Annotated in this window: 28 protein-coding genes and 1 riboswitch; of the genes, 10 read left to right on the top strand and 18 right to left on the bottom strand. The window is 67.6% G+C overall.

All coding sequences use genetic code 11. The annotated features are described in order from the left end of the window. Window positions 1-30 precede the first annotated feature (30 nt). A riboswitch (glycine riboswitch) is annotated at window positions 31-144 on the bottom strand. A gap of 167 nt (window positions 145-311) precedes the next feature. The 3 genes from ACTJI2_RS17285 to ACTJI2_RS17275 are packed head-to-tail and all read left to right on the top strand — an operon-like array spanning window position 312 to window position 2,470. Next, the gene (locus tag ACTJI2_RS17285) at window positions 312-767 is read left to right on the top strand and encodes a VOC family protein (protein WP_440842854.1); all 456 of its coding nucleotides are present in this window, start codon (window positions 312-314) and stop codon (window positions 765-767) included. Continuing rightward, complete coding sequence (locus tag ACTJI2_RS17280) at window positions 764-2,020, top strand: multidrug effflux MFS transporter (RefSeq protein ID WP_440842853.1); 1,257 nt, start codon at window positions 764-766, stop codon at window positions 2,018-2,020. The genes ACTJI2_RS17285 and ACTJI2_RS17280 overlap by 4 nt, the downstream gene beginning before the upstream one ends. Window positions 2,021-2,041: 21 nt before the next feature. Continuing rightward, window positions 2,042-2,470: a hypothetical protein gene (locus ACTJI2_RS17275; RefSeq protein ID WP_440842852.1), complete on the top strand. Its 429-nt coding sequence runs from the start codon at window positions 2,042-2,044 to the stop codon at window positions 2,468-2,470. 106 nt (window positions 2,471-2,576) lie between these two features. On the opposite strand, the gene ACTJI2_RS17270 is transcribed toward ACTJI2_RS17275, so the two are convergent. The 9 genes from ACTJI2_RS17270 to ACTJI2_RS17230 form a co-directional block, all read right to left on the bottom strand. After that, window positions 2,577-3,116 (bottom strand): metal-dependent hydrolase, encoded by a 540-nt coding sequence (locus ACTJI2_RS17270; protein ID WP_440842851.1) that lies wholly within the window; start codon window positions 3,114-3,116, stop codon window positions 2,577-2,579. A 205-nt stretch (window positions 3,117-3,321) separates the two neighbouring features. Continuing rightward, entirely contained in the window at window positions 3,322-4,869 is a 1,548-nt protein-coding gene (locus ACTJI2_RS17265) for a hypothetical protein (RefSeq protein ID WP_440842850.1), read from the bottom strand. Between the two features lie 127 nt (window positions 4,870-4,996). Next, window positions 4,997-7,021 carry a M2 family metallopeptidase gene (locus ACTJI2_RS17260; RefSeq protein WP_440842849.1) on the bottom strand — a complete coding sequence of 675 codons (2,025 nt, stop codon included), beginning with the start codon at window positions 7,019-7,021 and terminating at the stop codon, window positions 4,997-4,999. Between the two features lie 43 nt (window positions 7,022-7,064). Continuing rightward, window positions 7,065-7,754 carry a YrbL family protein gene (locus tag ACTJI2_RS17255; protein WP_440842848.1) on the bottom strand — a complete coding sequence of 230 codons (690 nt, stop codon included), beginning with the start codon at window positions 7,752-7,754 and terminating at the stop codon, window positions 7,065-7,067. A 1-nt stretch (window position 7,755) separates the two neighbouring features. Continuing rightward, the gene (locus ACTJI2_RS17250) at window positions 7,756-8,262 is read right to left on the bottom strand and encodes a hypothetical protein (protein ID WP_440842847.1); all 507 of its coding nucleotides are present in this window, start codon (window positions 8,260-8,262) and stop codon (window positions 7,756-7,758) included. Between the two features lie 190 nt (window positions 8,263-8,452). Continuing rightward, the gene (minE, locus tag ACTJI2_RS17245; protein ID WP_141456118.1) at window positions 8,453-8,707 is read right to left on the bottom strand and encodes a cell division topological specificity factor MinE; all 255 of its coding nucleotides are present in this window, start codon (window positions 8,705-8,707) and stop codon (window positions 8,453-8,455) included. Between the two features lie 3 nt (window positions 8,708-8,710). Further along, the gene (minD, locus tag ACTJI2_RS17240) at window positions 8,711-9,520 is read right to left on the bottom strand and encodes a septum site-determining protein MinD (RefSeq protein WP_141456119.1); all 810 of its coding nucleotides are present in this window, start codon (window positions 9,518-9,520) and stop codon (window positions 8,711-8,713) included. A gap of 42 nt (window positions 9,521-9,562) precedes the next feature. Continuing rightward, complete coding sequence (minC, locus tag ACTJI2_RS17235; protein WP_440842846.1) at window positions 9,563-10,342, bottom strand: septum site-determining protein MinC; 780 nt, start codon at window positions 10,340-10,342, stop codon at window positions 9,563-9,565. Window positions 10,343-10,344: 2 nt separating this feature from the next. Then, window positions 10,345-10,941 carry a GNAT family N-acetyltransferase gene (locus ACTJI2_RS17230; RefSeq protein ID WP_183638165.1) on the bottom strand — a complete coding sequence of 199 codons (597 nt, stop codon included), beginning with the start codon at window positions 10,939-10,941 and terminating at the stop codon, window positions 10,345-10,347. Between the two features lie 205 nt (window positions 10,942-11,146). On the opposite strand from ACTJI2_RS17230, the gene ACTJI2_RS17225 reads away from it, so the two are divergent. From ACTJI2_RS17225 to ACTJI2_RS17205, 5 genes are all read left to right on the top strand, one after another. Then, the gene (locus ACTJI2_RS17225; protein WP_183638162.1) at window positions 11,147-12,388 is read left to right on the top strand and encodes a sensor histidine kinase; all 1,242 of its coding nucleotides are present in this window, start codon (window positions 11,147-11,149) and stop codon (window positions 12,386-12,388) included. After that, a complete protein-coding gene (locus ACTJI2_RS17220) occupies window positions 12,385-13,026 on the top strand; it encodes a response regulator (RefSeq protein WP_440842845.1) in 642 nt (213 codons plus the stop codon). The genes ACTJI2_RS17225 and ACTJI2_RS17220 overlap by 4 nt, the downstream gene beginning before the upstream one ends. Window positions 13,027-13,267: 241 nt before the next feature. Further along, window positions 13,268-14,446, top strand: a complete 1,179-nt coding sequence (locus tag ACTJI2_RS17215; protein ID WP_183638158.1) for a polyketide cyclase — start codon at window positions 13,268-13,270, stop codon at window positions 14,444-14,446. Window positions 14,447-14,591: 145 nt separating this feature from the next. Then, complete coding sequence (locus tag ACTJI2_RS17210; RefSeq protein ID WP_440842844.1) at window positions 14,592-14,960, top strand: DUF423 domain-containing protein; 369 nt, start codon at window positions 14,592-14,594, stop codon at window positions 14,958-14,960. Window positions 14,961-14,964: 4 nt separating this feature from the next. After that, window positions 14,965-15,639 carry a DNA-3-methyladenine glycosylase family protein gene (locus tag ACTJI2_RS17205; protein ID WP_440842843.1) on the top strand — a complete coding sequence of 225 codons (675 nt, stop codon included), beginning with the start codon at window positions 14,965-14,967 and terminating at the stop codon, window positions 15,637-15,639. Between the two features lie 248 nt (window positions 15,640-15,887). Here the strand turns inward: ACTJI2_RS17205 and ACTJI2_RS17200 are convergent, their stop codons facing one another. The 9 genes from ACTJI2_RS17200 to ACTJI2_RS17160 all read right to left on the bottom strand — a co-directional run bounded on the left by ACTJI2_RS17200 (window position 15,888) and on the right by ACTJI2_RS17160 (window position 22,641). Further along, window positions 15,888-16,427 (bottom strand): cytochrome b, encoded by a 540-nt coding sequence (locus tag ACTJI2_RS17200; protein ID WP_440842842.1) that lies wholly within the window; start codon window positions 16,425-16,427, stop codon window positions 15,888-15,890. Between the two features lie 171 nt (window positions 16,428-16,598). Beyond that, window positions 16,599-17,144: a hypothetical protein gene (locus tag ACTJI2_RS17195; RefSeq protein ID WP_440842841.1), complete on the bottom strand. Its 546-nt coding sequence runs from the start codon at window positions 17,142-17,144 to the stop codon at window positions 16,599-16,601. A 35-nt stretch (window positions 17,145-17,179) separates the two neighbouring features. Continuing rightward, entirely contained in the window at window positions 17,180-18,610 is a 1,431-nt protein-coding gene (locus ACTJI2_RS17190) for an FAD-binding oxidoreductase (protein WP_440842840.1), read from the bottom strand. Beyond that, complete coding sequence (locus tag ACTJI2_RS17185) at window positions 18,600-19,430, bottom strand: M15 family metallopeptidase (protein ID WP_440842839.1); 831 nt, start codon at window positions 19,428-19,430, stop codon at window positions 18,600-18,602. Before ACTJI2_RS17185 ends, ACTJI2_RS17190 begins: the two co-directional genes overlap by 11 nt. Before the next feature lie 10 nt (window positions 19,431-19,440). Next, window positions 19,441-19,980 carry a PH domain-containing protein gene (locus tag ACTJI2_RS17180; RefSeq protein WP_318287508.1) on the bottom strand — a complete coding sequence of 180 codons (540 nt, stop codon included), beginning with the start codon at window positions 19,978-19,980 and terminating at the stop codon, window positions 19,441-19,443. A gap of 2 nt (window positions 19,981-19,982) precedes the next feature. After that, the gene (locus ACTJI2_RS17175) at window positions 19,983-21,308 is read right to left on the bottom strand and encodes an alpha/beta hydrolase (protein WP_440842838.1); all 1,326 of its coding nucleotides are present in this window, start codon (window positions 21,306-21,308) and stop codon (window positions 19,983-19,985) included. A gap of 1 nt (window position 21,309) precedes the next feature. Further along, window positions 21,310-21,489: a DUF4177 domain-containing protein gene (locus ACTJI2_RS17170; protein WP_183638134.1), complete on the bottom strand. Its 180-nt coding sequence runs from the start codon at window positions 21,487-21,489 to the stop codon at window positions 21,310-21,312. Between the two features lie 57 nt (window positions 21,490-21,546). Further along, window positions 21,547-21,735, bottom strand: a complete 189-nt coding sequence (locus tag ACTJI2_RS17165; protein ID WP_183638132.1) for an Arc family DNA binding domain-containing protein — start codon at window positions 21,733-21,735, stop codon at window positions 21,547-21,549. Window positions 21,736-21,756: 21 nt separating this feature from the next. Next, complete coding sequence (locus ACTJI2_RS17160; RefSeq protein WP_440842837.1) at window positions 21,757-22,641, bottom strand: SPFH domain-containing protein; 885 nt, start codon at window positions 22,639-22,641, stop codon at window positions 21,757-21,759. Window positions 22,642-22,772: 131 nt separating this feature from the next. On the opposite strand from ACTJI2_RS17160, the gene purT reads away from it, so the two are divergent. After that, on the top strand, window positions 22,773-23,957 hold the full coding sequence (gene purT, locus ACTJI2_RS17155; RefSeq protein WP_440842836.1) for a formate-dependent phosphoribosylglycinamide formyltransferase: 1,185 nt from the start codon (window positions 22,773-22,775) through the stop codon (window positions 23,955-23,957). A 10-nt stretch (window positions 23,958-23,967) separates the two neighbouring features. Beyond that, the gene (locus ACTJI2_RS17150) at window positions 23,968-24,261 is read left to right on the top strand and encodes a hypothetical protein (RefSeq protein WP_141456134.1); all 294 of its coding nucleotides are present in this window, start codon (window positions 23,968-23,970) and stop codon (window positions 24,259-24,261) included. Window positions 24,262-24,313 lie beyond the last annotated feature (52 nt).

Raw genomic sequence — 24,313 nt, 5'->3', positions numbered from 1 at the left:
CATGAAGCCGGGCGTGCGAAGTGCGCACGTGGGTGCCCCTCTGTCCTTTTGCCTGAGAGTTTGGAAGCGCCGCGGACGAGGTCGCGGTGGTGCTTCGTGCCCCTTCGGCGCCGGCGCGTGGCCGATCTCTCCAGAGTGTTTGCAGCGGGGGTGGTATCGGGCCTGAGCGATTACGGGCGTTTGCGCCTTCGGCAGCGGGTTTCCCCGCTTCTCCCACCTGGGTCTTGCGGCGCGGATTATAGCCTGCGGCCGCCCGCATCGTCCCGGTTGGCCTTACCATGTCCGGCCCCCCGCGCCGGCCATCCCTGTTCATGAATGCGCCCCCTTTCCGACTCCTGCGCCTGGACCACATCGTCCTGCGCGTCCGCGACCTGGCGGCCATGCGCGCCTTCTATTGCGGGGTGCTGGGCTGCACGGTGGAGCGGGACCGGCCGGAGCTGGGCCTGTTGCAACTGCGGGCCGGCGAGTCGCTGATCGACCTTGTGCCGGTGGACGGCAAGCTGGGCCGGCTGGGCGGGGCCGCGCCAGGGCCGGAAGGCCACAACGTCGACCACCTGTGCCTGCGGGTGGAACCGTTCGACCGCGAGGCGCTGGCGGCGTACCTGGAAGCGGCCGGGGCGACCCTGGCCGAATTCGGTGAGCGCTACGGCGCCGACGGCATGGGACCGTCCCAGTACCTGCGGGACCCGGAAGGCAACACGGTCGAGCTGAAGGGCCCGCCGACTTCGCCGCCGGTGGACCCTTCGGCGGTCGGGAGCGCGCCATGACCGGCGTCCGCAAGCTGCCGTCCAACCGCCGCCTGGCCCTGCTGCTGGGCGGGCTGGCCATGTTCGGCCCGTTCTCGATCGACACCATCTTCCCCGCGTTCAACGCGATGGGTGCGCAGCTGGGCGCGGACAAGCTGGCGATGCAGCAGGTCATCAGCATCTACCTGCTGACCTACGCGTTGATGAGCCTGGTGCACGGCCCGCTGTCGGATGCGTTCGGCCGGCGCAAGGTGATCCTGGGCGGGCTGTTCCTGTTCCTGCTGGCGTCGATTGGCTGCGCACTGTCGCGCGACATGACCACGCTGCTGCTGTTCCGCGCGCTGCAGGGTTTCTCGGCCGGCGTGGGTTTCATCGTCGGCCGCGCGGTGATCCGCGATGTGCTGCATGGCGACGACGCGCAGCGGCTGATGAGCCAGGTGTCGATGATCTTCGGCATCGCCCCGGCGATCGCGCCGATCATCGGCGGCTGGATCCTGGGCTGGAGCGCGTGGCCGGTGATCTTCTGGTTCCTGGCCGGCTTCTCGCTGCTGCTGTTGCTGACCGTCGGCCTGTGGCTGCCGGAAACCCATCCGCCGGAAGTGCGGGTGAAGGTGTCGCCCAAGCACCTGTTGCGTGACTACTTCGCCATCGCCCTGAATCCGCGTTTCCAGCGGCTGGCGGCGGCCGGTTCGCTGAGCTTCGGCGGCATCTTCCTGTACATCGCCTCGGCGCCAATCTTCGTGATGGATCGGTTGGGCTTGAACGAGCAGCAGTTCGCCTGGCTGTTCCTGCCGACCATCGGCGGCATGACCCTGGGCGCGTTTGTGTCCGGCCGCGCCGCCGGCCGCATCAGCGGCACCCAGCTGACCCGCATCGGCTTTGCCTGCATGGGCGTGTCGACGCTCGCCAACATCGCCTACAACGCATGGGCGGGGGATGCGATCAGCATTCCGTGGGCGGTGCTGCCGATGTGCCTGTCGGCGTTCGGCGTGGCACTGATCTTCCCGATCCTCACCCTGGCCATTCTCGACATGTATCCGCGCCAGCGCGGCGCGGCGTCGTCGTTGCAGGCCTTCAGCAACCTGCTGGTCAACACGATCATCGCCGGCGTGGTTTCCGCGCTGTTGAGCCGGCACGGGCTGTGGCTGGCGCTGGGCGCGGGCGTGCTGACGCTGGCCGGCTGGGCGATGTGGCGCTGGGAAGCGCAGGTAAGCCGACGCGCCGAAGCCTGTCCGAAAGAACCCGCCGCGCTTGAACCCACCGATCAGATCTGAGCTCCGACAAGGAAATCCCCGATGTCCACCCATTCAAAGGCCCGCCGCGACGCCAAGAAGCGCAGGGCGATCAAGGCACGCAACCTGGCTCGCGCCAATGCCCCGGCGATCGAGCCGCATGCCGAGCTGCGAAATCCGCAGGGCGATCTGCTGGCCGGCATCGTGCGCCAGGCCGGCGTGTGGGTGCTGGGCATGGACGGCCGCATCGCCGGCAGTTCCGACAGCGCCGCCGAGGTGCTGACGATGATCAAGCGCGCCGCCGCCCTGCACGAAGCCAACGGCCAGCCGGTGCGGCTGGTTTACTCGGATGAGCTGCGCGACACCGCCGTCATCGAAGCCGCCGCCCAGGGCATGAGCCTGGAGGACTTCGAGAAGAAGCTGGAAGCCGAGATGAGCGCCGGCGCCGAAGACGCCGATTCCGAACCGGACGCCGCCCCCACCCAGCATTGAATGGTTTCCTTGTAGGAGCGACGTCAGTCGCGGCCGGATGGGGGAATGCCTCGTCGCGACTCACGTCGCTCCTACAAAGGAGCATGAGTCGCGACAGCTGGATGCTTCATCGCGACTTACGTCGCTCCCACAAGAAACGTGGTGTGGCTAGCGTCGCCATCAGCAACAACGCCGGCACGCCAATCCAGCGGGCTTCCGACCACAGCACCTCCACGCCGCGCGCGCTGAAGAACCGGTGCGCGAACGGCGATACCTCGATGACCTGCCAGGGTGCGAAGAAACGCTGCTCCGACCACGGCCACAGCAGGGCCACGCCCAGGCCGCCGTTGGTCAGCATGTCCAGCAGCGGATGCGACAGCGCGGACAGGCCGACGAAGAAGAAGGCGGGCCATGCCTTCGCACGCAGCGGGCGATGGCACAGCGCCGTCAACGTGCCCAACAGCAGCGCGAACACGAGGGAATGACTGGCGCCGCGATGCCCCAGCGCATCGGCGTAGGCGATACCGAATTTGAACGCCGCCACGTCCGCATCCGGCAGCATCGCCGCCACCGCGCCCGCAATCAGCAAGCGCGCGGGGATACGCCGGCGTCCCAGACCAAGACCAACGGCGACGGGAACCAGGGCGTGGGCAAACACGGTGGGCATGCGGACACTCCGTTGCGAACGAGGCGCCCACCATCGCCGTTGCGCTTGAAGTGACAGTGAAGCCGGACCCGTAGAGCGGAGCTTGCTCCGCTGACAGGGCACGCACGCCCGGAACCGCACGACATCAGTGGATCAAGCCATCAATGCGTTGGCCGGGATGACGGGGCCGGAGCGCGAGGCGGCGGGAAGCGGAGCAAGCTCCGCTCTACGGGCTGGGGGTCGGATACCGGCGAAACACGCCACGTTGCTTGAAGACGGCGCGAGTCTTGAACCGGGGAACGGCCGGCGCACTGCCGGCGGACACCGCATTGGCCTGGCCCGGAATCAACGGCTGCGATCCATTCATCAGGATCGGCGTGGTGGGCGCGAGCCATTGCCGGATATGCGGATAGGCCACGTCAAAGCGCGAATACCAGTCGCGATTCTGGGTATTGGATGTCGAGCCGCTATTCGCGCAGCTGGCGTCGCCGCCCTGCAGGCCGCCACGCAACCGATAGCCATCGGCGTGCAGGGTGAACAGGCCCGATCCGCTGCTGCCGCCCTCGGTACTGCCGCTCAGCCAGGCCACGCCGTTGTGGGTGGCGTCGCTGCTGGCCGGAATCTGCTGGCCCGAGGAAACCTTCTTGGCGTCGCCCGACGGATGATGGATGCCGAGGATGGTGCTGGAAGCGGGAAGGGCGGCGGCGTCCCATCCGCTGAACTCGGCACCCGCCGGCGCCGGGTCGGCCAGCCGCAACAGCAGGGCATCGGTGTCGCTGCTGGAGTACAGATAGGTGGCGCCGCCGGTCAACTGGGTAACGGCTTGCGACACGCCGCTGTTGCAGCTGGTGGCTTCGTAGCGCCAGAACGTATTGAGCGTGGAGGCCACGCCCTGGTCGCTGATGCAGTGATGCGCGGAATAGAAATAGGGGGTCTGGGTACCGGTCGCGGTGTCGTTGAGCAGCGTGCCGGTGCAGATGAACACGCCGGTCTGGCCACTGTCGTCCTTGCTGATGAACTGCATGTGCGCGATCGCGTTCTTGGCACGGACGAAACGGTCGCCCAGTTCGGCGACCCGGCAGGCGGTGTCGATGTTGCAGCTTTCCGACTCGCCGATCTTTTCCAGGATCTTGAAGTCGCTGCGGCTGTTGGCCAGCAGGTGCACCAGTTGCGGGGCATTGAGGCGTGCCATGGCCGCAACGACGTGCGCGGGACGGTAGATTTCGATGTATTGGGTCTGGCCATCGGTGCTGGGCGTCCAGTAGAGCCCCTGCGCATCGACCTGGCGCTGGGCTTCGCGTGCGGTCACCACCGCGACAATCCGGTCGGGATGGTCGGAGCCGGCGAAACGCAGTTCCACGTCCGGATGCAGGGCGGTGACCTGCAGGCCGGCGCGCACGGCCAGCGCGTCGGGCGAACTGATCTCCACGCGCGCTGTCGATGCACCGTGCCCGAGTGCGCGCCAGCTCAGCGCAGGCTGGGCCAGCGTGGTGACGCCTTCGGTGCTCAGCCGGCGTCCCATGCCGACCTGTACCGGTTTCATCTGCCGTGCCGCGTTGCGTTTCTGCAGATTGAACAGGCGCTGGATCGGCATTTCGCGATAACGCACGCGCGCGCTCTGCAGGGTGTTGAAATCGGGTGTGCGCCAGTGCGCGGACGGCGCTGCCTGCGTGCGGCTGGTTTCACCCGGCACGCTCTGCGCCCAGGCCGTCGGCGCGATGATGGCGCAGGCCAATGCCAGCATTGTCCAACCGAGATGGATTCGTTTGCCCATGGTGGTCCCCCTGATTCGTCCCTGGTCGGGGAATGGTATCAGCGATGGCGGCGTGGACCATGGGCGTGCGCGTCACAACGAACAAGGCCGGCTTGCGCCGGCCTTGTCGTATCGCTTCAAGCGAAAATCAGCCCTGCTTCCTGGCCGGTTCCGCCTTCGCCGGCGCGGCAGGCGCCGCGGCGGTGGTGGCCGGCGGCGTGGGCTGCCAGCCGCAGGTCTGGCCTTCGTTCTGTTGCTTCAGCCATTCCTGCAGCGGGGCGAAGTACTCCAGCACCGCGTTGGCGTCCATCTTCTCGGTGCCGGTCAGTTCCTTCAGCGTGGCCTGCCACGGCTGGCTGGCGCCCTTCTCCAGCATCGCCCAGAAGCGCTGGCCGGCGACCTTGTTGCCGTAGAAGCTGCAGTTGTACAGCGGACCCTTGTAGCCGGCGGCGTCGCACAGGCCCTTGTAGAACTGGAACTGCAGGATGTGCGAGAGGAAGTAGCGTGTGTACGGGGTGTTGCCCGGCACGTGGTACTTGGCGCCCGGATCGAAGAAGTCCTCGCCGCGCGCGTTCACCGGCGCCACGCCCTGGTAGCGGGCCTTCAGATCCCACCATGCCTTGTTGTAGTCGGCCGGCTTGATCGAACCGTCGAACACGCCCCAGCGCCAGCGATCGATCATCAGACCGAACGGCATGAACGACACCTTCGCCAGCGCCATGCGCATCTGAGCGTTGATCAGTGCGTCGTGGCTCTGCTGCTGGTCGCCGACCAGGCCGATCGACTTGAGGTAGTCCGGGGTCATCGCCAGCACGATGGTGTCGCCGATGGCTTCGTGGAAGCCGTCATGCGCGCCGTTCTGGAACAGCGGCGGCAGCTTGTTGTAGGCCAGGTAGTAATAGACGTGGCCCAGTTCGTGGTAGATGGTGGTGAAGTCTTCCTCATTGGGCTTGATGCACATCTTGGTGCGCACGTCCGGACCGCCGCCCGGCTCGCCGCCCATGTTCATGTCCCAGGCGCTGGCGTGGCAGACCACGTCGCGGTCCAGCGGCTTGATGAACTGGGTCCTGGACCAGTAGCTCTCCGGCAGCTTGGGCATGCCCAGCGAGACGTAGAAATCCTGAGCGCGCTCGGTCATCTGCTTGGCCACCGCCAACTGCGCGGCGCGTTCGGCCTGGAACTGCTGCTCGGTGGTCGGCGCCGGGCCCGCCTTGCCCAGCTCCTTGACGAAATCGGCCTGGTACTGCGCCTTCAGCGCTTCGCTGATGTCCAGGCTGCCGGCGTTCTTGTACGGCTGCAGCATGTCCCACAGGTTGCCCCAGTCCTGCTGCCACATGTTGCCGGTCAGGTGCGCCGGCAGCATGCCGTTGACCTGGCCCTTCTCCACGCCGTAGGTGGCCTGCAGCTTGGTGCGGGTGTAGCAGTGCAGCTGTTCGTACAGCGGCTTGACCTGGCCCCACAGGCGATCGGTCTCGGCGGCGATTTCCGCCGGGGTCATGTCGTAGCCGCTGCGCCACATCTCGCCGGCGTCGGCATAGCCCAGTTCCTTGGCGCCTTCGTTGACCAGTTCGGCGAAGCGCGTGTAGTCCTTGCGCATCGGTTGGGCGATGGTGTGCCAGCCCTGCCAGGCGTCCAGCTGCGCGTCGTAGTCGCGGCTGCTGCGCAGCACGTCTTCCAGTTGGCCCAGGTCGCGGCACTTCTTCGCGTCGCCTTCGCCGGTGCAGTACTTGCCGGCGCCGTACATGCCGCCCATCTTGGACGCCAACTTGGTGATTTCCTCCAGCTTGGCCGGATCCTTCGGCGCGGGCATGGCGGTGGAGAGCTTGAGCAACTGGATGGCGCGCGCGGTTTCCGGCGACATCTGCTGGCCCTCGAACTTCCTGGCCTGCTCGATCCACACGTTCAGCTGCGCCAGGTAGCGCTCGTTGTACTTGGCTTCCAGCAACTGGCTGTCGTCGTTGATGTAGGTGTTGGACAACCACTGCGACGCGGTGATCTCCGGATACATCTTGCGCAGTTCCTGGTTCACTCGGGCGATGAACTGATCCGCGGTTTCGCCCTGGGGGGCGGCGGCCGGTGCGGTGGCATCCTTGGATTCGTCCTTCTTGCAGGCGGACAGGGCCAGCACGCTGGCGCCGACGGCGAGTGCGAGCAGGAGATGGCGTTGCTTCACGGGAAGTCCTTCGAGGGTGCGGCAGGCGCAGGAACCCGGAAGGCTAGTGCGGAGGCGGTGCGTCCGCAAGGGCGGCGCGGATGCGCTGGCGCAACCGCCCGGCCCGGCGCCGGATCTTGCGGTGCATCAAGCGTCGCGACCAGCGCGAGAACGGCAGGATCTCCTTGCCGCTCAGGGTGGACTTGGCGTCGACGCACACCAGCCGGGGCTGTGTGGCGGATCCGGCAACGACGAAATTGCCGGCATTCAGATCGAACAGCGGCACGTCGTGGGCCAGCAATTCACGTTCCATCGCGTCGACCGCCGCGCACAGCGAATCGGGCGACGAGCGGGTGCCTTCGAACAGGTGCGCGTACAGGCTGCGTGCGATCGCGTCGTCGGCATCGCGCACCAGCACGCAGCGCAGCGCCGGGCCCCATCTGGTGGCGACGATGCCGGTGCAGGGCGCGAGCCAGCCGTCGAGCGCGGAACCGATGCGCGCGCGCAGGCGCCGCCAGGCGCGCAGTTCGGTGGCGTTTTCGCCCAGCGCCGGCAGTCTCCGCGCCAGCGAACGCCGCAGGCGCGCGCGCAGGCCCGCCGCGGGGCGTTCATCGGGATGCAGTTCGAACTTGAGGCAATGCCCGGCGTCGTCCGGATCGAGCGCGCACAGGCGGTTGGCGCCGCGTGCCAATACCGTCAGGCCGTCCCAGTGCGCGCCCAGCGGTGGGTAGGGGGCGTGCGGCCTGGCGGACATCTCAGGCCGCGTGCCGCTGGCCGAAGCGCGGTGCCAGCAGGTCGCGTTCGCCCAGCCACTGGCGCGCGTCCTCGGCGTCGCCCTCGAACCAGTCGCGGGTGGTGCCCAGCCGGAACGAATAGCCCCAGGCATCCATGTCGGCCATCAGGCGTTCGCGGCCGACGCCGGGAATGCCGTCGGCCAGCAGAATCTGCAGGTAGCAGGTGGCGTCTTCCTCGATGTCCGAATCGGTGGCGTCGGTATGCACCGCCGCGCGCCGTTCCGGGGTCAGCACGATCAGGTGGCAGGCCTCGTGCAGCATCGAATGCAGCGGGGTGTCGCCGCGGACGTAGACGTTGTCGGCAATCACGCCGGCCTCCGGCTCGCCCCAGAAACTGCCGGGAATCTTCTCGCCGTCGGCGACCCGATGCAGGCGCAGATCGTAGCGGGCGAGCAGATCCGCCAGATCCGCGAACACGCGATCACGCACGCGCAGGACTTCGGGAACGGATGCGTCGGTGGTGTTCATCGGCTCGAAGCCCATTCCATCAATTCAAGGTAGGAGCGGCCTCCGGCCGCGAGCTCTTTCTTCCCGATCAAGACAACGCAGGAGCGGCCTCCGGCCGCGAGCTTTTTTCTNTCGCCCACAACCGCGGAGCCGGGCAGGAGAAGCTCGCGGCCGGAGGCCGCTCCTACCCGGGGAATTCCGTGCAATACGGTCAGCCCTGGCCTTCCGGCAGGGCGACCGAGATGTCGAGCACGTCGTGTTCGCCGTCCTTGATCAGATCGACCTTGACCGCCTCGGCATCCACGTTGACGTATTTCTTGATGACTTCCAGCAGCTCGCGGCGCAGCAGCGGCAGGTAGTCGGGACCGCCACGCGAGGAACGTTCCTGCGCGATGATGATCTGCAGGCGGTTCTTGGCGGTTTCGGCGGTGTTCTTCTTGGTACGCAGGAAATCGAACAGACCCATGCCTTAACCTCCGAACAGCTTGCTGAAGAAGCCCTTCTTCTCCAGGGTGGTGAAACGCAGCGGGCGCTCCTCGCCCAGCAGGCGGGCGACGGTGTCGTCGTAGGCCTGGCCGGCCGGGGACTCCAGATCCAGGATCACCGGTTCGCCCTTGTTGGACGCGTTGAGCACGTCACCGGACTCGGGAATCACGCCCAGGGTCTTCAGGCCCAGCACCTCCTCCACGTCCTTGATGCTCAGCATCTCGCCGCCCTCGACGCGCGCGGGGCTGTAGCGGGTCAGCAGCAGGTTGGCCTTCAGCGGCTCGCCGTTCTCGGCGCGGCGGGTCTTGGAATCGAGCAGGCCGAGGATGCGGTCGGAGTCGCGCACCGAGGACACTTCCGGGTTGACCACCACGATGGCCTGGTCGGCGAAATACATCGCCAGGAACGCGCCTTTCTCGATGCCGGCCGGCGAATCGCAGACCACGTAGTCAAAGCCGTCGTCGCCCAGGTCCTTCAGCACCTTCTCCACGCCTTCCTTGGTCAGCGCGTCCTTGTCGCGCGTCTGCGAGGCAGCCAGGACGTACAGCGTCTCGAAACGCTTGTCCTTGATCAGCGCCTGTTTCAGCGTGGCCTCGCCCTGGGTGACGTTGACGAAGTCGTACACCACGCGGCGTTCGCAGCCCATGATCAGGTCCAGGTTGCGCAGGCCGACGTCGAAGTCGATGACCGCGACCTTCTTGCCGCGACGGGCAAGGCCGCAGGCGATGCTGGCGCTGGTGGTGGTCTTGCCGACGCCGCCCTTGCCGGACGTGACTACGATGATTTCAGCCAATGGTGTTCTCCTTGGTCGTTCTTCTAGTGAGGTAGGGCCGCGTCAGTCCTGGGCGGCGATCTTGAGTTGGTCCTGGTCCAGCCAGATCTGCACGGCCTTGCCGCGCAGTTCCTGGGGTACTTCCTCCATCACCTTGTAGTGGCCGGCGACGGCGACCAGTTCGGCGTGGAACTCGCGGCAGAAAATCCGCGCATCGGTGTTGCCCTGGGCGCCGGCGAGGGCGCGGCCGCGCAGGGCACCGTAGATGTGGATGGAGCCGTCGGCGATGACTTCGGCGCCGGCGCCGACGGTGCTGAGCACGGTCAGGTCGCGGTTTTCCGCGTACAGCTGCTGGCCCGAGCGCACCGGGGTCTTCTGCATCAGGCCCGGCTTGCCGGCGTTGGCGGCCGCCTTGGCCGCCGCGGCGGGCTTGGCGGGTGCGGGAGCCGGCTCCGGCGCGGGCGCCGGGCGGGCGGGCGCGGGTGGCGCCGCGTCGACCCGTTCGTACTGGGCGCGGAACTTGGCCAGCAGCGGCAGGCCGAGCTGTTCGGCCAGTTGCTCGATTTCGCGGGTGCCGTAGGCCAGCGCCACCGGAATGACGCCGGCGCCGCGCAGGCCGTCGATCAGCGCGCGCGCGGTGTCCACGTCCGGGGTGCGGATCAGGCCACCGAAATCGACGATGACGGCGGCGCGGCCGAACAGCTTGGGTGCGCGTTCGACCCGTTCACGCATCTCGCGCACGAGCTGCTCGACATCCAGGGTCCTGACCCGCAGGTTGGCGATGCCGACCTGGCCGATCTTCAGTTCGCCGGCCTGTTCGTAGTCAAGGTTCGCTGAGGTCACGCTCATGTCCCGGTGGGCCGTTCGGTGCGCGAGGCGGCCAGCGCGCGGGTACGGGCCCAGGGCAGGTCGGGCAGGGCGTCGCCGTAGGTTTCCTGCACCCACGGGTAGCTGCACAGTTCCTTCATCAGCATGCTGGCGCGCACGTCGACGTCGGCCATCGTGTTCTGGCCGACCTCGCGGAAGCCGAAGCTGCCATGGAACAGCAGCGCCGGATCGGCGCCGTGATCGAGGAACACCTCGCAGGCCAGCTGCGGGTAGCGCAGTTCGGCATAGCTCTGCACGTCCGCGTAGAACGCGCGGCCGACGCCACCGCCGCGACGGCGGCTGGCGACCACGATGCGATCGATGTAGAAGAACTGCGGATAGCGTTCGCGGAACCAGGCAAAGTTGCTGCTGTCATGGTCGGCATCGGAGCCGAAGCCCACCAGGAAGCCGGCCAGGTTGCCGTCGCGTTCGGCGACGCGGAAGTATTCGGCCTGCGCGTAGAAGCGGTGAAGCTTGGCCGAATCCAGCGGCAGGATCGCCAGTCCGGCATTGTTGTTCAGGGCTAGAACGGAATCCAGCTCGTGCTCGCGCACGTCGCGGATGACAATCGACATTACTCGGCTCCGGGGCGGGAGGTCTTGCAAAAGGCTTTCGTTCGGGCGGCCGCAGCGCGGCGGCCGATGGCGGATTATCGCATTTGTGGCGGGAGGGTGGCAGCTTCCGGGTAAGCGGTCCGTGAACCGGCCGGGGCGGACCGGCGGTCTGTCGCATGACTTTCGATGGACGGCCGGGGCCGGGGATTGCGCCTAAACTGCGCCCATGTTGGGACGACTCAGCCACACCCGCCTGCTACGCGCCACCGGCCTGTATACCTGGGCCCTGGTCGGTATTCCGATCGTCCTGAACGTGTGGTTCCTGCCGCCGTCCAGCGGCGCGGACGGCAAGGGCGTGGACATTCCGCTGACCGCGCTGGCCTATTTCACCTTCGGCATTTGCTACTGGTTCGCCACCCGTTCGCTGGGTGCGCGCGGGGCGCGGGTGTCCCAGGCCTGGAACATCCCGCTGGCGCTGGTGCTGACCCTGGCTGCCGTGGCGGTGGGCGTCTATAGCCGGACCGGCCTGAGCGCCATGCTGATGGTGATCGTGGCCGGGGTGCTGCCCTGGCTGCTCAACCTGCGGGTGGCCATCGCCTGGCTGCTGCTGGGGCACGCGCCGCTGGTGTGGTCATTCATGGCCCTGGAGGACTTCAACTTCTGGGAGGCCCTGTTCCAGTCGGCCTTCTACGTGGGCTTCGCCGCGTTCGTGCTGATCACCGCCTACGTGGCCCGCCAGCAGGCCGAGGCGCGCGAGGAGCAGCGCCGGCTGAACGCGGAACTGCGCGCCACCCGGGTACTGCTGGCCGAGAGCGCGCGGGTCAACGAGCGCACCCGCATCTCCCGCGAACTGCACGACCTGCTGGGCCATCACCTGACCGCGCTCAGCCTGAACCTGGAAGTGGCCGGGCACATCACCGAGGGCCGGGCCCAGGAACACGTGCGCCAGGCCCATACCCTGGCCCGGCTGCTGCTGACCGACGTACGCGAGGCGGTCAGCCAGCTCCGCGACAGCGGCGCCATCGATCTGGGAGCGGCCCTGCTGCCGCTGGCCGAGAAGGTGCCGGCGCTGGCCATCCACATGGACATCGAGGAACCGCTGACCCTGGACGACCCCCAGCGCGCCCACGTTTTGCTGCGCTGCACCCAGGAAATCATCACCAACGCGGTCCGCCACGCCGGCGCCCGCAACCTGTGGGTGCATTGCCGGCGCGAGGCCGGGAGCATTCTCATCGACGCCCGCGACGACGGTGCCGGCGCCGACGCCGTGATCTCCGGCAACGGCCTGCGCGGCATGGCCGAGCGCCTGGCCCAGTACGGCGGCGCCCTGGACATCGAAACCCAGCCTGGCAAGGGCTTTTGCCTGCACATCCGGCTCCCCGCGGCCGAGAGCACCGGCGTGCTCCCGCTGCGCGCCGAACCCGAAACCGAACCGCTGTCCGAGACAGCCCCTGGAGGTAGCCTGTGATCCGTGTTTGCCTGGTCGATGACCAAACCCTGGTGCGCCAGGGCATCCGCTCGCTGCTGGCGCTGGACGACGGCATCGAGGTCGTCGCCGAAGCCGCGGACGGCAAGCAGGCGGTGGAGCTGATTCCCCAGGTCAAGCCGGACGTGGTCCTGATGGACATGCGCATGCCGGTGATGTCCGGCCTGGAGGCCCTGCAGGCGCTGGCCCGCGCCGGCCAGCTGCCGCCGGCGATCATCCTGACCACCTTCGACGACGACCAGTTGGTGCTGGCCGGACTGAAGGCCGGCGCCAAGGGCTACCTGCTCAAGGACGTATCGCTGGAACAACTGGTGGGTGCCATCCGGACCGTGGCCGATGGCGGATCCCTGGTGCAGCCGGCGGTGACCCAGCGACTGCTGTCCGGGCTGGAGCACATGCGCAACGATTTCGTCAGCCTGGATCGCCCTGACCCGCTGACCGATCGCGAGACCGAAATCCTGCGGCTGATGGCCAGCGGCTTCTCCAACAAGGAGATCGCCAATTCGCTGGGCGTGGCCGAGGGCACCATCAAGAACCACGTCTCCAACATCCTCTCCAAGCTCGGCGTGCGCGACCGCACCCGCGCGGTCCTGAAGGCGTTCGAGCTGCAACTGGTCTGAGCGGGGCGGCGACCGGCGGCGGTCCGGTCGCGATTGGTCTGCCTATGAGGCGCCGGCATCCCGGCGCCGCCGACGGGGCCGTTGCGGTCCCGAAAAGGGCGTGAAGGGCGCGTGTTTCCGGGCGTTCGGAACAAGGGCGCGATCCGTCACCGGAATGGGCTGCGCGGAACCCGCCAAGCCTGATAGGATGCGCGGTGCACATTTTCAATGGCCGAGGCACCGGCCCCCGGAGACTCCCTGAATGACCCGTTTGATCGAGTTCCTGATTGCATTGGCGCTGGTCCTGGCGCTGTTTTTGGTGATCGGCCTGGTGTTGCCTTCCAAGCGTCAGCTTGAGGAAAGCGCCGAGACCAACCGCCGCATGACCATCGTGTTCGACACGCTGAACAACGTGCGCCGTCTGAAGGACTGGAACCCGCTGCTGCCGCACGCCGCCAACGAACTTTCCTATTCCGGTGGCGACGAAGGCCACGCCGGCGTCGGCGCCCGCGTCGACTACGATTCCAAGGGCCAGTGGGGCAAGGGCAGCTGGGAAATCACCGCCAGCGAGCGCCCGGCGCCGAACGGCGGCACCGGCAAGATCGTCTACGCGATCACCGATCAGAAGCTGGGTACGGACAAGGTCACCGCGTTCAACCTGGAGCCGACCGGCAAGAACAACCGCAACGTCAAGATCACCCAGACCTATGAAGTCAGTTACGGCTGGAACCTGATCGGCCGCTACGCCGGCATGTACGTCAGCCGCCACGTCGGCGACGCGGTCAAGGCCGGCCTGTCCAAGCTGACCAACATGCTGGCCACCGTGCCGAACTTCGACTACCGTACCGAAGGCAGCAAGCTGACCGGCCTGAAGATCGTCGAGCTGCCCGCCGAGGACCTGCTGGTCGTCAACGCCGGCAACATCGACCGCAACAACGACGCCATCAAGGCTTCGATCAAGTCCAACCAGGAGTGGATCAAGCGGGTGATGGACGCCAATGGCCTGGAAGCCGCCGGCCCGGTCCGCATCATCACCACCGATTTCGGCGCGGAGAAGTACGCGTTCGACGTCGCCCTGCCGGTCCGCAAGGCGGGCACCGGTCCGAAGGCTCCGAGCGCCGACGCCAAGGACAAGGATGGCAACCCGATCCCGGTTCCGGTGCCGGCCACCTCCACTCCGGTCGCCTCGACCGGTGACCTGAAGGTCACCATCCCGTCCGGCGCCCCGGTCGAGCACGTGGTCACCAAGGCCCACCGCTCCGCATTCGCAAACTACACCGGCTTCATGGCCGAGTTGGACGCCAACCGCAGCGCGCTGCGTGCCTGGGCCGTCACCAACGGTTACGAAGTGGTCGATCGTCCGTACGAGTCCTGGAAGAGCGGCGTGGACAAGTCGTTCGAGGCCGACGGCCAGTTCGACATCTACTGGGCCATCAAGTAATCCGCTTCGGGATTCCTGCCTTGTTCGTGCAAGGTCCCATGCGTGAACCCGACAACGCGCCGCTCATTGCGGCGCGTTGTTTTTTTGTGCGGCCGTTTTTCCCGCGCGGAAGGACGGCTGCCGGCACCCGCAGGACGCCACGCTGATGCATTACGACCGACGCCAACGCAAACCCTCCGTGTTCGCCCTGTGCGGCGGCCTGCTGGCCGGCGCCTCGGTCGGCCTGTCGGCCTACGCCGCCCATGCGATCAGCGAAGCGGCGGCCCAGTCGCGGCTGGAAACCGCTGCGCTGTTTGCGTTCGGTCATGGCATCGCCCTGGCCGCGCTGGCGCCGGGAACGACCCGCTGGCTGGGCAAGACCGGCCTGTTCCTGTTGCTGGCCGGCACGCTGCTGTTTTCCGGCAGCCTGATCGCGGCGGTGTTCGCCGGCCTGTCCACCCAGCTGGCGCCGGCCGGCGGCATGGCGCTGATGGCGGGCTGGCTGCTGTGGGCCATCGACGCGGTGCGCAGGTAAGTCCATGCCCCGCTATTCGCGCGGATTCGATACCGAGGCGGCCTTCGATCACCTGAGCCGGCGCGACCGCAAGCTGGGCACGTGGATGAAGCGGATCGGCTACATCGAACCGCAACCGACCTGGCGCAAGCCGTTCGATCCGGTCGATGCGCTGGCCCGCGCCATCCTGTACCAGCAACTCAGCGGCAAGGCGGCGGCAACGATCGTCGGACGGGTGGAAACCGCGATCGGCAGCAACCGGCTGCATTTCGACACACTTGGCCGGATCGACGACATCGCGCTGCGCGCCTGCGGCGTGTCCGGCAACAAGACCCTGGCCCTGCGCGACCTGGCCGCGCGCGAGGCACGCGGCGAGATTCCCGACCTGCGACGGATGTCGACCATGAGCGAAGACGCCATCGTCGAGGCGCTGGTGCCGATCCGCGGCATCGGCCGCTGGACGGTGGAAATGATGCTGATGTTCCGGCTCGGTCGCCCCGACGTGTTGCCGGTGGACGATCTGGGCGTGCGCAAGGGCGCGCAGTTCGTCGACAAGCTTGAAATCGCGCCGACCCCGAAGGAACTGGTGGCCCGCGGCGAGCGCTGGGGTCCGTACCGCACCTATGCCGCTCAGTACCTGTGGCGCATCGCCGACTTCGGCACCGAGGCCAAAACGCCCACCAAGCGCTCCCAGGATTGACCCCGTAGAGCGGAGCTCGCTCCGCTGCTTTGGGAGGGTCCGGCGTACCGTGGAAGCGGAGCAAGCTCCGCTCTACGCAATGGGCTATGTAGAGCGGAGCTCGCTCCGCTGCTTTTGGAAGATCCGGCATGCCTTGGAAGCGGAGCAAGCTCCGCTCTACGCGGCGGTGCGCAAGGCGGAGCCTGCTCCGCCGAACCCCCGGCGTCCGGTCCCTGGGCGCCGCGGCGGAACAGGCTCCGCGTTGCGCGTCAGCGCCGGAACGTCATGCGCAGCAGGGTGTCGTCGTGCCGGACATGATGGTGATAGAGCGCCGCCAGCGCGTGCAGCCCGATCAGCCAGTAGCCGGCGACGGCGATGGTTTCGTGCCATTCCTTCAGCCCGTCACCCAGGGTTTCCTGTGCGGCCATCAGCGACGGCAATGCCCAGCCGCCCAACGTGGGCGAAGTACCTTCCGCATTGAGCAGCAGGTAGCCGAGCACCGGCGTGACCAGCATCAGCCCGTACAGCGCCAGCGCCATCGTGCCGGCCGCCAATCTCTGCCAGGTCGGCGGCACCGGCGCGATCGGCGGTGTCGGTGACGACACCCGCACCAGCAGGCGCAGCAGGGTCAGGCCGAACACGCTGATGCCGAGCAGGAAATGCGCGGTCTTGATCAGCTCGCGCGCATCGCTGCCGCGCGGGAACAGGCCGCGCAACTCGATGGTGGCGTAGACGCCGCTCAGCAACAGCAGGGTCAGCCAGTGCAGGGCAACCAGCGACGGACGATAGCTGGCATGGGTCGAGAACATCGGGGCGGCCACGTCGGGAGAACGCCGCGAGTATCGGCAGCCCACGCGCGCGGCACATTGATCTCGCTCAAGTCCGTTGCTTCCAGCGGGATGATGGCGATAGCGGTAGTGCGACTCGCTAAGCGGCCTTCTCTTCCTGTGGCGGAAGCCTTCCGTTTTCCGCGGGAGATCTCAGGGCATCGGCGTACCGGTTCCCGTATCGCCGGGGACGCCTGGCGCCGCATTTGCCGAGGCTGCCGGTGATGCCTGGAAGAACGGATCGTCGCTCAGGCGGCGACGTGGCGGCGGCGGGCTGCGTTTCACTTCGCGCAGGAAGCGGTGGTAGCGGAAGGTGGCGACCGTCGCGCGGAAATAGAAGATGAGGAAGATGAAACTGACCACCAGGCCGGTCGGCATGCCTTCCGCGATCATCATCAGGATCTTGGACACGGCGAAATAGCACAGCATCAGGGTGGCGGCGATCCGGCTCTTGCGGTAGATGCCGAAGGCGAGGACAGCGACCAGGCCCACGTCCAGCAGGTTCCACAGCTCGGTGCGATTGGCCGAGGCGCCGAATTGCGACAGCAACGTCAGGACAAGCGTCAATGCGCCGGTGACGCAGGCAGCCACCCAGCCATGCTTGATGGGACGGGAGATTTCTTCGGGAATCTCAATGTCCGGTACCTGCGTGGCGGAAATCGCCGCGGCAGGCGTGGAATACGGATTGGTGTCGGTCACGGCATTCTCCCCAGACGCGTGATGGATGGTTGGATTCAAGCGGGCAGGTACTTGTCCCACAGGCGGTTGCGGAAACGGCGTTGCGGATCGACCTGGCGCTTGAGCGCGGCGAAGGCGGCGGCTTCCGGATAGGCGCGGTGGAACTGCTCCGGCGTGGCATGCAGCCGATAGGGCAGGTAGTAGCGTCCGCCCAGCGCCAGCGCGGTGTCGACCAGTTGCCGGGTCCAAGTGCCGGCCTGCCGGTCGGCGCCGGACCAGGCGCGCTGCTTGTGGTACAGCACGAAGGAAAACACCTCCTGCGGCGCCCATTTCAGCAGCGATACCGTATCGGCCGGCGAATGCCGGATCGAGACGTTGAGCGCGTTGACCTCGTGCCGGCGCAGGATCGCCGCCATCCTGCGGGCGAAGATCGCGAATGACCGCACCGGGATGAAGTACTCCTGCAGCAGGTAGGTGGACACCATGCGCGTGCGTGGTTCCAGCGAAGCGGCGTCCAGGCTGGCCTCGTGGTTGCGCATGACCACCACGGGCTCGCGCAGGATCCGATCGGTCTGGAATTTCTCCCGCAACGCTCCGCCGCCCGGCAGTTCGGACGCGGTCCAGATCAGGTTCTGCTCACGCCCGTAGTCGAGATGGCGCGGCACCAGCCGTTCGGCGAGGGTGAGCGGCTGATCGGTGCGGGTCCAGCTGATCGCGAGGGGGCGGTCGAAATCCGGCGGCATCAGATCGGCGTTGTGCAGCAGGATGCCGGGTCGCGCATGGACGTGTTCGCGGAAGAACTCCGGATACTCGTCCAGCGCCACCCGCTGCGCGTCGCGCCGGATCGGGAAGTTCTCGTCCAGATCCAGTTCCACCTCGGTGACCACGCCCAGGCCGCCATAACCGCCCAGCACGGCGGAAAACAGTTCCGGAGAGCGCTGCCGATCCAGTTCGTGTACCCCGCCGTCGGCGGTCACCAGTTGCAGCGCGCGCACCGAGTGCGCGAGTGGACCGGCGCCAACGTAGCGGCCATGGCAGTTCACCGACAGCGAGCCGCCAATCGAGAAATTGCTGTAGCTCTGCATGATCCGCACCGCCAGATCGTGCGGGTCCAGATGATCCTGCAGATCCCGCCAGCACATGCCGGCCTGCACGCGCGCGGTGCGCGCCGGGACATCCAGGCGAAGCAGGCGCTTCATGCCGCGCATATCGACGTGGGTGGAACCGTCGGTGGCGATCTGCCCGCCCATGCTGTAGCGTGCGCCGCCAATCGAGATCGGCCCGCGGGTCCGGCGCAGCGCCTGCTGCAGGACGGCGGTGGTGGTGGGGCGGATCTGGCCGGCGACCGGAATGTGATCGATATCGGTGACGTCGCTGACCGTACCGGCCTCCGCGTTGTCGCGACGGCAGCCGGCGGCGGCGGCCGCGCCGCCGAATGCCATGGCCTGCAACAGCCGTCGGCGCTGGCGTTCGGCTTCAGTTCGCATCGGCCGCGACATCAGCGGCGAAGCACCAATGCCACGGCTCGTAGACGATGCCGTGCGGGTTGTCGCGCGGGTAACTGAGCGAGAAGCCGAATGCGCCGGCGTTCGCCACCAGCCATGCGAATGCGGCGGTGTGCTCGAAGCTCTCCTCGGCGGGCGGCTCGTCCGGCGCGCCGATGTCCAGCGCGCGGCCGCTGTGATGCTCGCTGTAGCCGGGTGCGGCGTTGACCGAGAGGATCTCCTCCACCGTCTGCCCGCGCGCGAGCTTGCGTTCGAAAATGCCGAGCTGGTAGTCGTGGCTGCGATAGCCGGAGATGGCCTCCAGCACCACGCCCTCGCGCGCGGCGGCGTCGCGCAGGCCCAGCCAGCCACGCGCGGCGGCGTGCGTCAGCCACAGGGCACGGCGGTAGCGATCGAAACCGGCGAAGGCCAGCGTGTCCGGTTCGGCCACCAGTGGCAGGCCGGTACGTTCGCCGTAGCCGTCATCCAGGCCCAGCGCATGCAGGTGGTCGCAAAGCGCGTCCAGTGGCAGTTCACTGGCTTCGCCCCGCCACGGGCCACGTCCGCCGCCATCGTGATCCAGTCGATCCAGCGCGGCCTCGATGCCGGACTCGCGTGGCAGCCCCGGTATCAGCGGCATCAGTCCCTCGGGCAACTCCGCGGCCAGGTAGCGGCCGTCGCGCTTGCGTCGCAGCACCCGCCGGGCGCGCGCGAGGATGCGCGCATCGGCGTTACCGCGCGCGCGCAGCAGGCCGCCGGGCCACAACTCCACGTCGGGTGTGTTGAGCAGGCGGGTCGTGAGCGGAACCGGGGGGGTAGGCATGCCCGGCAGCTTAGCCGCGTGGCGCGGAAGCCGCCACCTCGCGCAGACCGTCCAGCAATTCCCGCGGTTTCTCGGGACTCAGCAGCACCAGCGGACCGTCGCGCAGCGGCAGCACCAGCACCCGCGCGCGGTCGCTGATCAGGCAGAACGCCTTGGCCTTGTTGCGCAGGCGATAGTGGCCGGCGGTGAACGCGGGCAGGCTGAAACCATTCGTCTTCAACGCGGGCTTGAGTTCGGTGTGTTCGTCGAGATTGACGATGCGGGCCTTGTCCAGATCGATGGCGCTGACCGGAAGCTGTTTGCGGAACATGGTCGCGGTGATCTTCAGCTCGCCATGTTCCAGCAGAATGCGGCGACGGCGCAGCAGCACGTGCAGGACCACACCGACCAGCAGCATGAAGGGCAGGGTGAACAGCAAGCCGCGTGGCACGGCTTCGCTGGTGTTCCACAGCACGGCACCCACCGCAATCGCCATGGCGCTGGTCATCGGCAGCCACAGGCCGAGCAAGGTCCAGCGGTCGAGCGGGGCAACGGGGAAATCGCGGGTCATGCTCAGTGTTCCTTGATCCAGCGCGCGGTGTCGGCGATGAGTTGCGGATCGACCTGGCCGGGGCGCTGGTATTCGGACAGCGTGCCGGCGCCTTCACCGGCGATGCCCAGGTGATTCAGGGCCGGGTAGTGCCGGAAGGTCGCTTGGCGATCGTTGGCCAGTCCGCTGCGCCAGCGCTGCCAGTCCGCATCGACGACCTGGAAGTCGCGGCCGCCCTGCAACAGCAGCAGTGGGAGCTGAAGTGCCTTGGCTTCGGCCACCTGATCGATGGCTTCCAGCGAGCGCCAGTAGCGCGCGGGGAGCCCCAGCGGCGTTTGGGTGGAATCGTCGGGCGCATCGCTGCGCACATGGGCGATCTGCGTGTCCAGCTTGTCGAGGAACGCCTGTGTCGCCGAGTCCAGCGGTCCGCGCTGGCCCAGCAGGTAGCGATTCTGCTCCGGTAGGATCGTCAGCAGCGAACGCGCGGGCGCGGCGAACAGGATCAGGCCGGCCACCTGGCCCGAGCGCTGCGCGATGCGCGGCGCCAGCATGCCGCCCTGGCTGTGGCCGAACACGAACACGCGCTTGCCGTCGATGCCGGGCTGCGCGCGCAGGGTGGCGACGGCGGCAACCGCGTCGTCGGTGACCTCGTCATCGACGGTGAACAACTTGCCGCCGGTGAAATCCTGCGGACGCGCCTTGCTGCGCTTCTCGTAGCGCAGCACCGCGATGCCCTGCGCGGCCAGGCCGCGGGCGATGTCCAGGAACGGGCGGTTGGGGCCGATGGTTTCGTTGCGATCCTGCGGGCCGGAGCCGTGCACCAGCACCACCGCGGAAAAAGGACCGGCGCCCTTGGGCATCGCCAGGGTGGCGGCCAGCGCCCGCTCGCCGCTGCCCACGCTAAGGTCGCGCTCAAGGTAGGACGCGTCGGCGGGCACGGGCGTGGCAACCGGCGGCTGCACCGGCATCGGTTTCAGCAGGAAACCGGCGATCTGTCCCTTTGCGTTCACCGCGACCTGCGCGTTGATGGGGCCTTTGGCGAACTCCAGCCGGGTCACGACGAAGTGCGCGTCCTGATGCGGGGAGATTTCGGGTTCGCCACGGGAGCGCAGCGCACCGAATTGCGCGTGCAGGGATTCCCACGTCGCCTTCAGTTTGTCCTGCGGGACCGCCGCGGCCATTTCCGGTGAAAACATCGCTTCGGCGGCGGCGTATTCGCCAGCTTCCAGGTGGTCCAGCAGGCGCTTGGCGAGGGGGGCGGGCGCATCGGCCACGGATGCGTCGGAGGCGAGCGCCGCCGAAGAGAACAGCGCGCCCAGCGCCAGCACAATCCACAACGCAACGCGCATCTCAAGCCTCCTTCTTGAACACCATCTGCACCGCGGCCATCGGGGCGGGCACGATGGTATTGACCAGTTCCCAGCCCTGAGCGCCCAGCCGATTGAGTTCGTTCTGCAGATCCTCGCGCTTGAGGCCGCCCATCAGGCCGGGCTTCACTTCGATGACCTGGTAGGTCCAACGCTTGCTCATGTCCTTCTCCTTGTCCGGGTCGCGGTGGACCGCGACCTTGCGCCTGTCGTGGCGGGATTACTCGTCGTCGCTGTCGGCGTCCGGCGAGGGCGACGGTTTGGGCAGGCGCCCGGCCTTGCGCAGCGCATCGCGCAGCACGTATTCGATCTGCGCGTTGAGCGAACGCAACTCGTCATCCGCCCAGCGCTGCGCCGCGTTCAGCACGTCGGCGCTGATGCGCAGGGGATAGGCTTTCTTCTCGGCCACGACGCCTGCCTTCCGCCCGGCTCAGTACAGCGAGCCGGTGTTGACGATCGGCTGGGTGCTGCGATCGCCGCACAGCACCACCAGCAGGTTGCTGACCATCTGCGCCTTGCGCTCCTCGTCCAGGTGCACCACGCCGTTCTTCTGCAGTTCGGCCAGCGCCATCTCGACCATGCCGACCGCGCCGGCGACGATACGGGTACGCGCGGCGATCACCGCGTTGGCCTGCTGGCGCTGCAGCATGGCCTGGGCGATTTCCGGCGCGTAGGCCAGGTGGCTGATGCGCGCGTCGATGACCTGCACGCCGGCGTCGGCCAGGCGTTCGGCCAGTTCGTTCTTCAGGTGTTGGGAAATCTCGGTGGCGTGGCTGCGCAGGGCCAACTGGCCTTCCTCGTGCTGATCGTAGGGATAGCTGGTGGCCATCGCCCGCAGCGCGGATTCGGACTGGATGTGCACGAAGCTCTCGTAGTCGTCCACGTTGTAGACGGCCTCGGAGGCATCGACCACCTGCCACACGATCACCGCGGCGATCTCGATCGGGCTGCCGTCCAGCTCGTTGACCTTGAGCTTGCCGCTTTCGAAGTTGCGCACGCGCAGGCTGACCTTCTTCTTGGAGTAGAAGGGGTTGTTCCAGCGCAGGCCGTTGTCCTTGACGGTGCCGACGTACTTGCCGAACAGGCTGACCACCGCGGCCTGGTTGGGCTGCACGGTGTACAGGCCGATCAGGCTGAAGAAAGCCAACACGCCCAGGATGACGCCGGCGGCGATGCGCGCGCCGGAGACGACGCCGGAGTACTTCGGATCGGGGCCGATGCCGCTGACGAACAGCCAGACGGCCAGGGCGGTCACGGCCAGCAGGGCGAGCAGGAAGGGGATGCCGGGCAGCGAGCGGATGGGATTCTCTTTCATGGTGGTCTCTCCTTGTTGGCTGGAAAGATATCAAAATGATATCACTTGGCAAGTGCCGTCCGTCGGCCGGGAAGGGCGGGGGAGCCGGGCCGGTAGAATGCCGCTCCCTCCCCGCATCGGAATTCCGTCCCATGGTCGACCTCGGCACCCCGCTCAGCCCCCACGCCACCCGGGTCCTGCTGCTGGGGTCAGGCGAACTGGGCAAGGAGGTGGCGCTGGAACTGCAGCGGCTGGGCGTGGAAGTCATCGCCGCCGACCGCTATGCCGACGCTCCGGCCATGCAGGTCGCGCACCGCTCGCACGTGCTGGACATGCTGGATCCGGCCGCGGTGCGCGCGCTGGTCGCGCGGGAACGCCCGCACGTGGTCGTCCCGGAGATCGAGGCCATCCATACCGACACCCTGGTGGCGCTGGAAGCCGAGGGCGCTGTCCGGGTCATCCCGACCGCGCGCGCCGCCCGCCTGACCATGGATCGCGAAGGCATCCGCCGGCTGGCCGCCGAAACCCTCGGCCTGCCGACCTCGCCGTACCGCTTCGTCGACACCGAGGCGGAGTATCGCGAGGCCATCGCCGCCATCGGCCTGCCGTGCGTGGTCAAGCCGGTGATGTCCTCCTCCGGCAAGGGCCAGAGTACGGTGCGCGAAGCCGCCGACATCGCGCCGGCCTGGGAATACGCGCAGACCGGCGGCCGTGCCGGCGCCGGCCGCTGCATCGTCGAGGGTTTCATTGATTTCGACTACGAAATCACCCTGCTGACCGTGCGCCACGCCGGCGGCACCTCGTTCTGCGAACCCATCGGTCATTTGCAACGCGACGGCGACTACCGCGAGAGCTGGCAACCGCAGCCGATGTCGGCGCGCGCGCTGGAAAACGCGCAGGCGGTGGCGCGCGCGGTCACCGACAACCTGGGCGGCTGGGGCGTGTTCGGAGTCGAGCTGTTCGTGAAGGGCGACGAGGTGTGGTTCAGCGAAGTCTCGCCGCGTCCGCACGACACCGGCCTGGTCACCCTGGTTTCGCAGGAACTGAGCGAGTTCGCGCTGCACGCGCGCGCCATCCTTGGCCTGCCGATTCCGGTCATCCGCCAGCAGGGCCCGTCGGCCTCGTGCGCGGTGCTGGCGCACGGCCATGGCGTGCCGGTGTTCTCGAACGTGGACAAGGCATTGGCGGCGCCGGACACCGCGCTGCGCCTGTTCGGCAAACCGCGCGTGGAAGGCCATCGCCGGGTCGGCGTGACCCTGGCGCGCGCCGCCGACGTCGATACCGCCCGCGCCATCGCGCGCGACGCCGCCGAAGCCCTCGGCATCGAACTCAAGTAAGGATCGGACCATGAACGGAAATGAAGGCTACGCGGTGTTCTTCTTCCCGCAGGCGCTGGAAGCGCTGGGCGAGGCGATCAAGCCCTATCTGGTACAGGTGGAAGGCGGCGAACCGCACATCCTGTGCCGCGAGATCGACACCGCCGGCGCGCTGATCGAAATGACCCTGGAAGGCCTCGCGCCGGACGGCAAGACCGTACAGATCGAAGTGATGATCCCCGGCAGCATGGTCAAGATGATCGTCTCCGCCCGCAGCGACGGCGCCATCGGCTTCAGCCCGCGCACGACGGTGGTGGGGTCCTAGGCGCCCCACATCCCGTATTCGCGACTCACGTCGCTCCCACAGGAAAGCCCCC

The sequence above is a fragment of the Pseudoxanthomonas sp. 22568 genome (assembly GCF_052044485.1).
In the GTDB taxonomy this organism is placed as follows: Bacteria; Pseudomonadota; Gammaproteobacteria; order Xanthomonadales; family Xanthomonadaceae; genus Pseudoxanthomonas_A; species Pseudoxanthomonas_A beigongshangi.
Note: the sequence above shows the minus strand (reverse complement) of the source record. Positions and strands in the feature narration are given on the sequence as shown.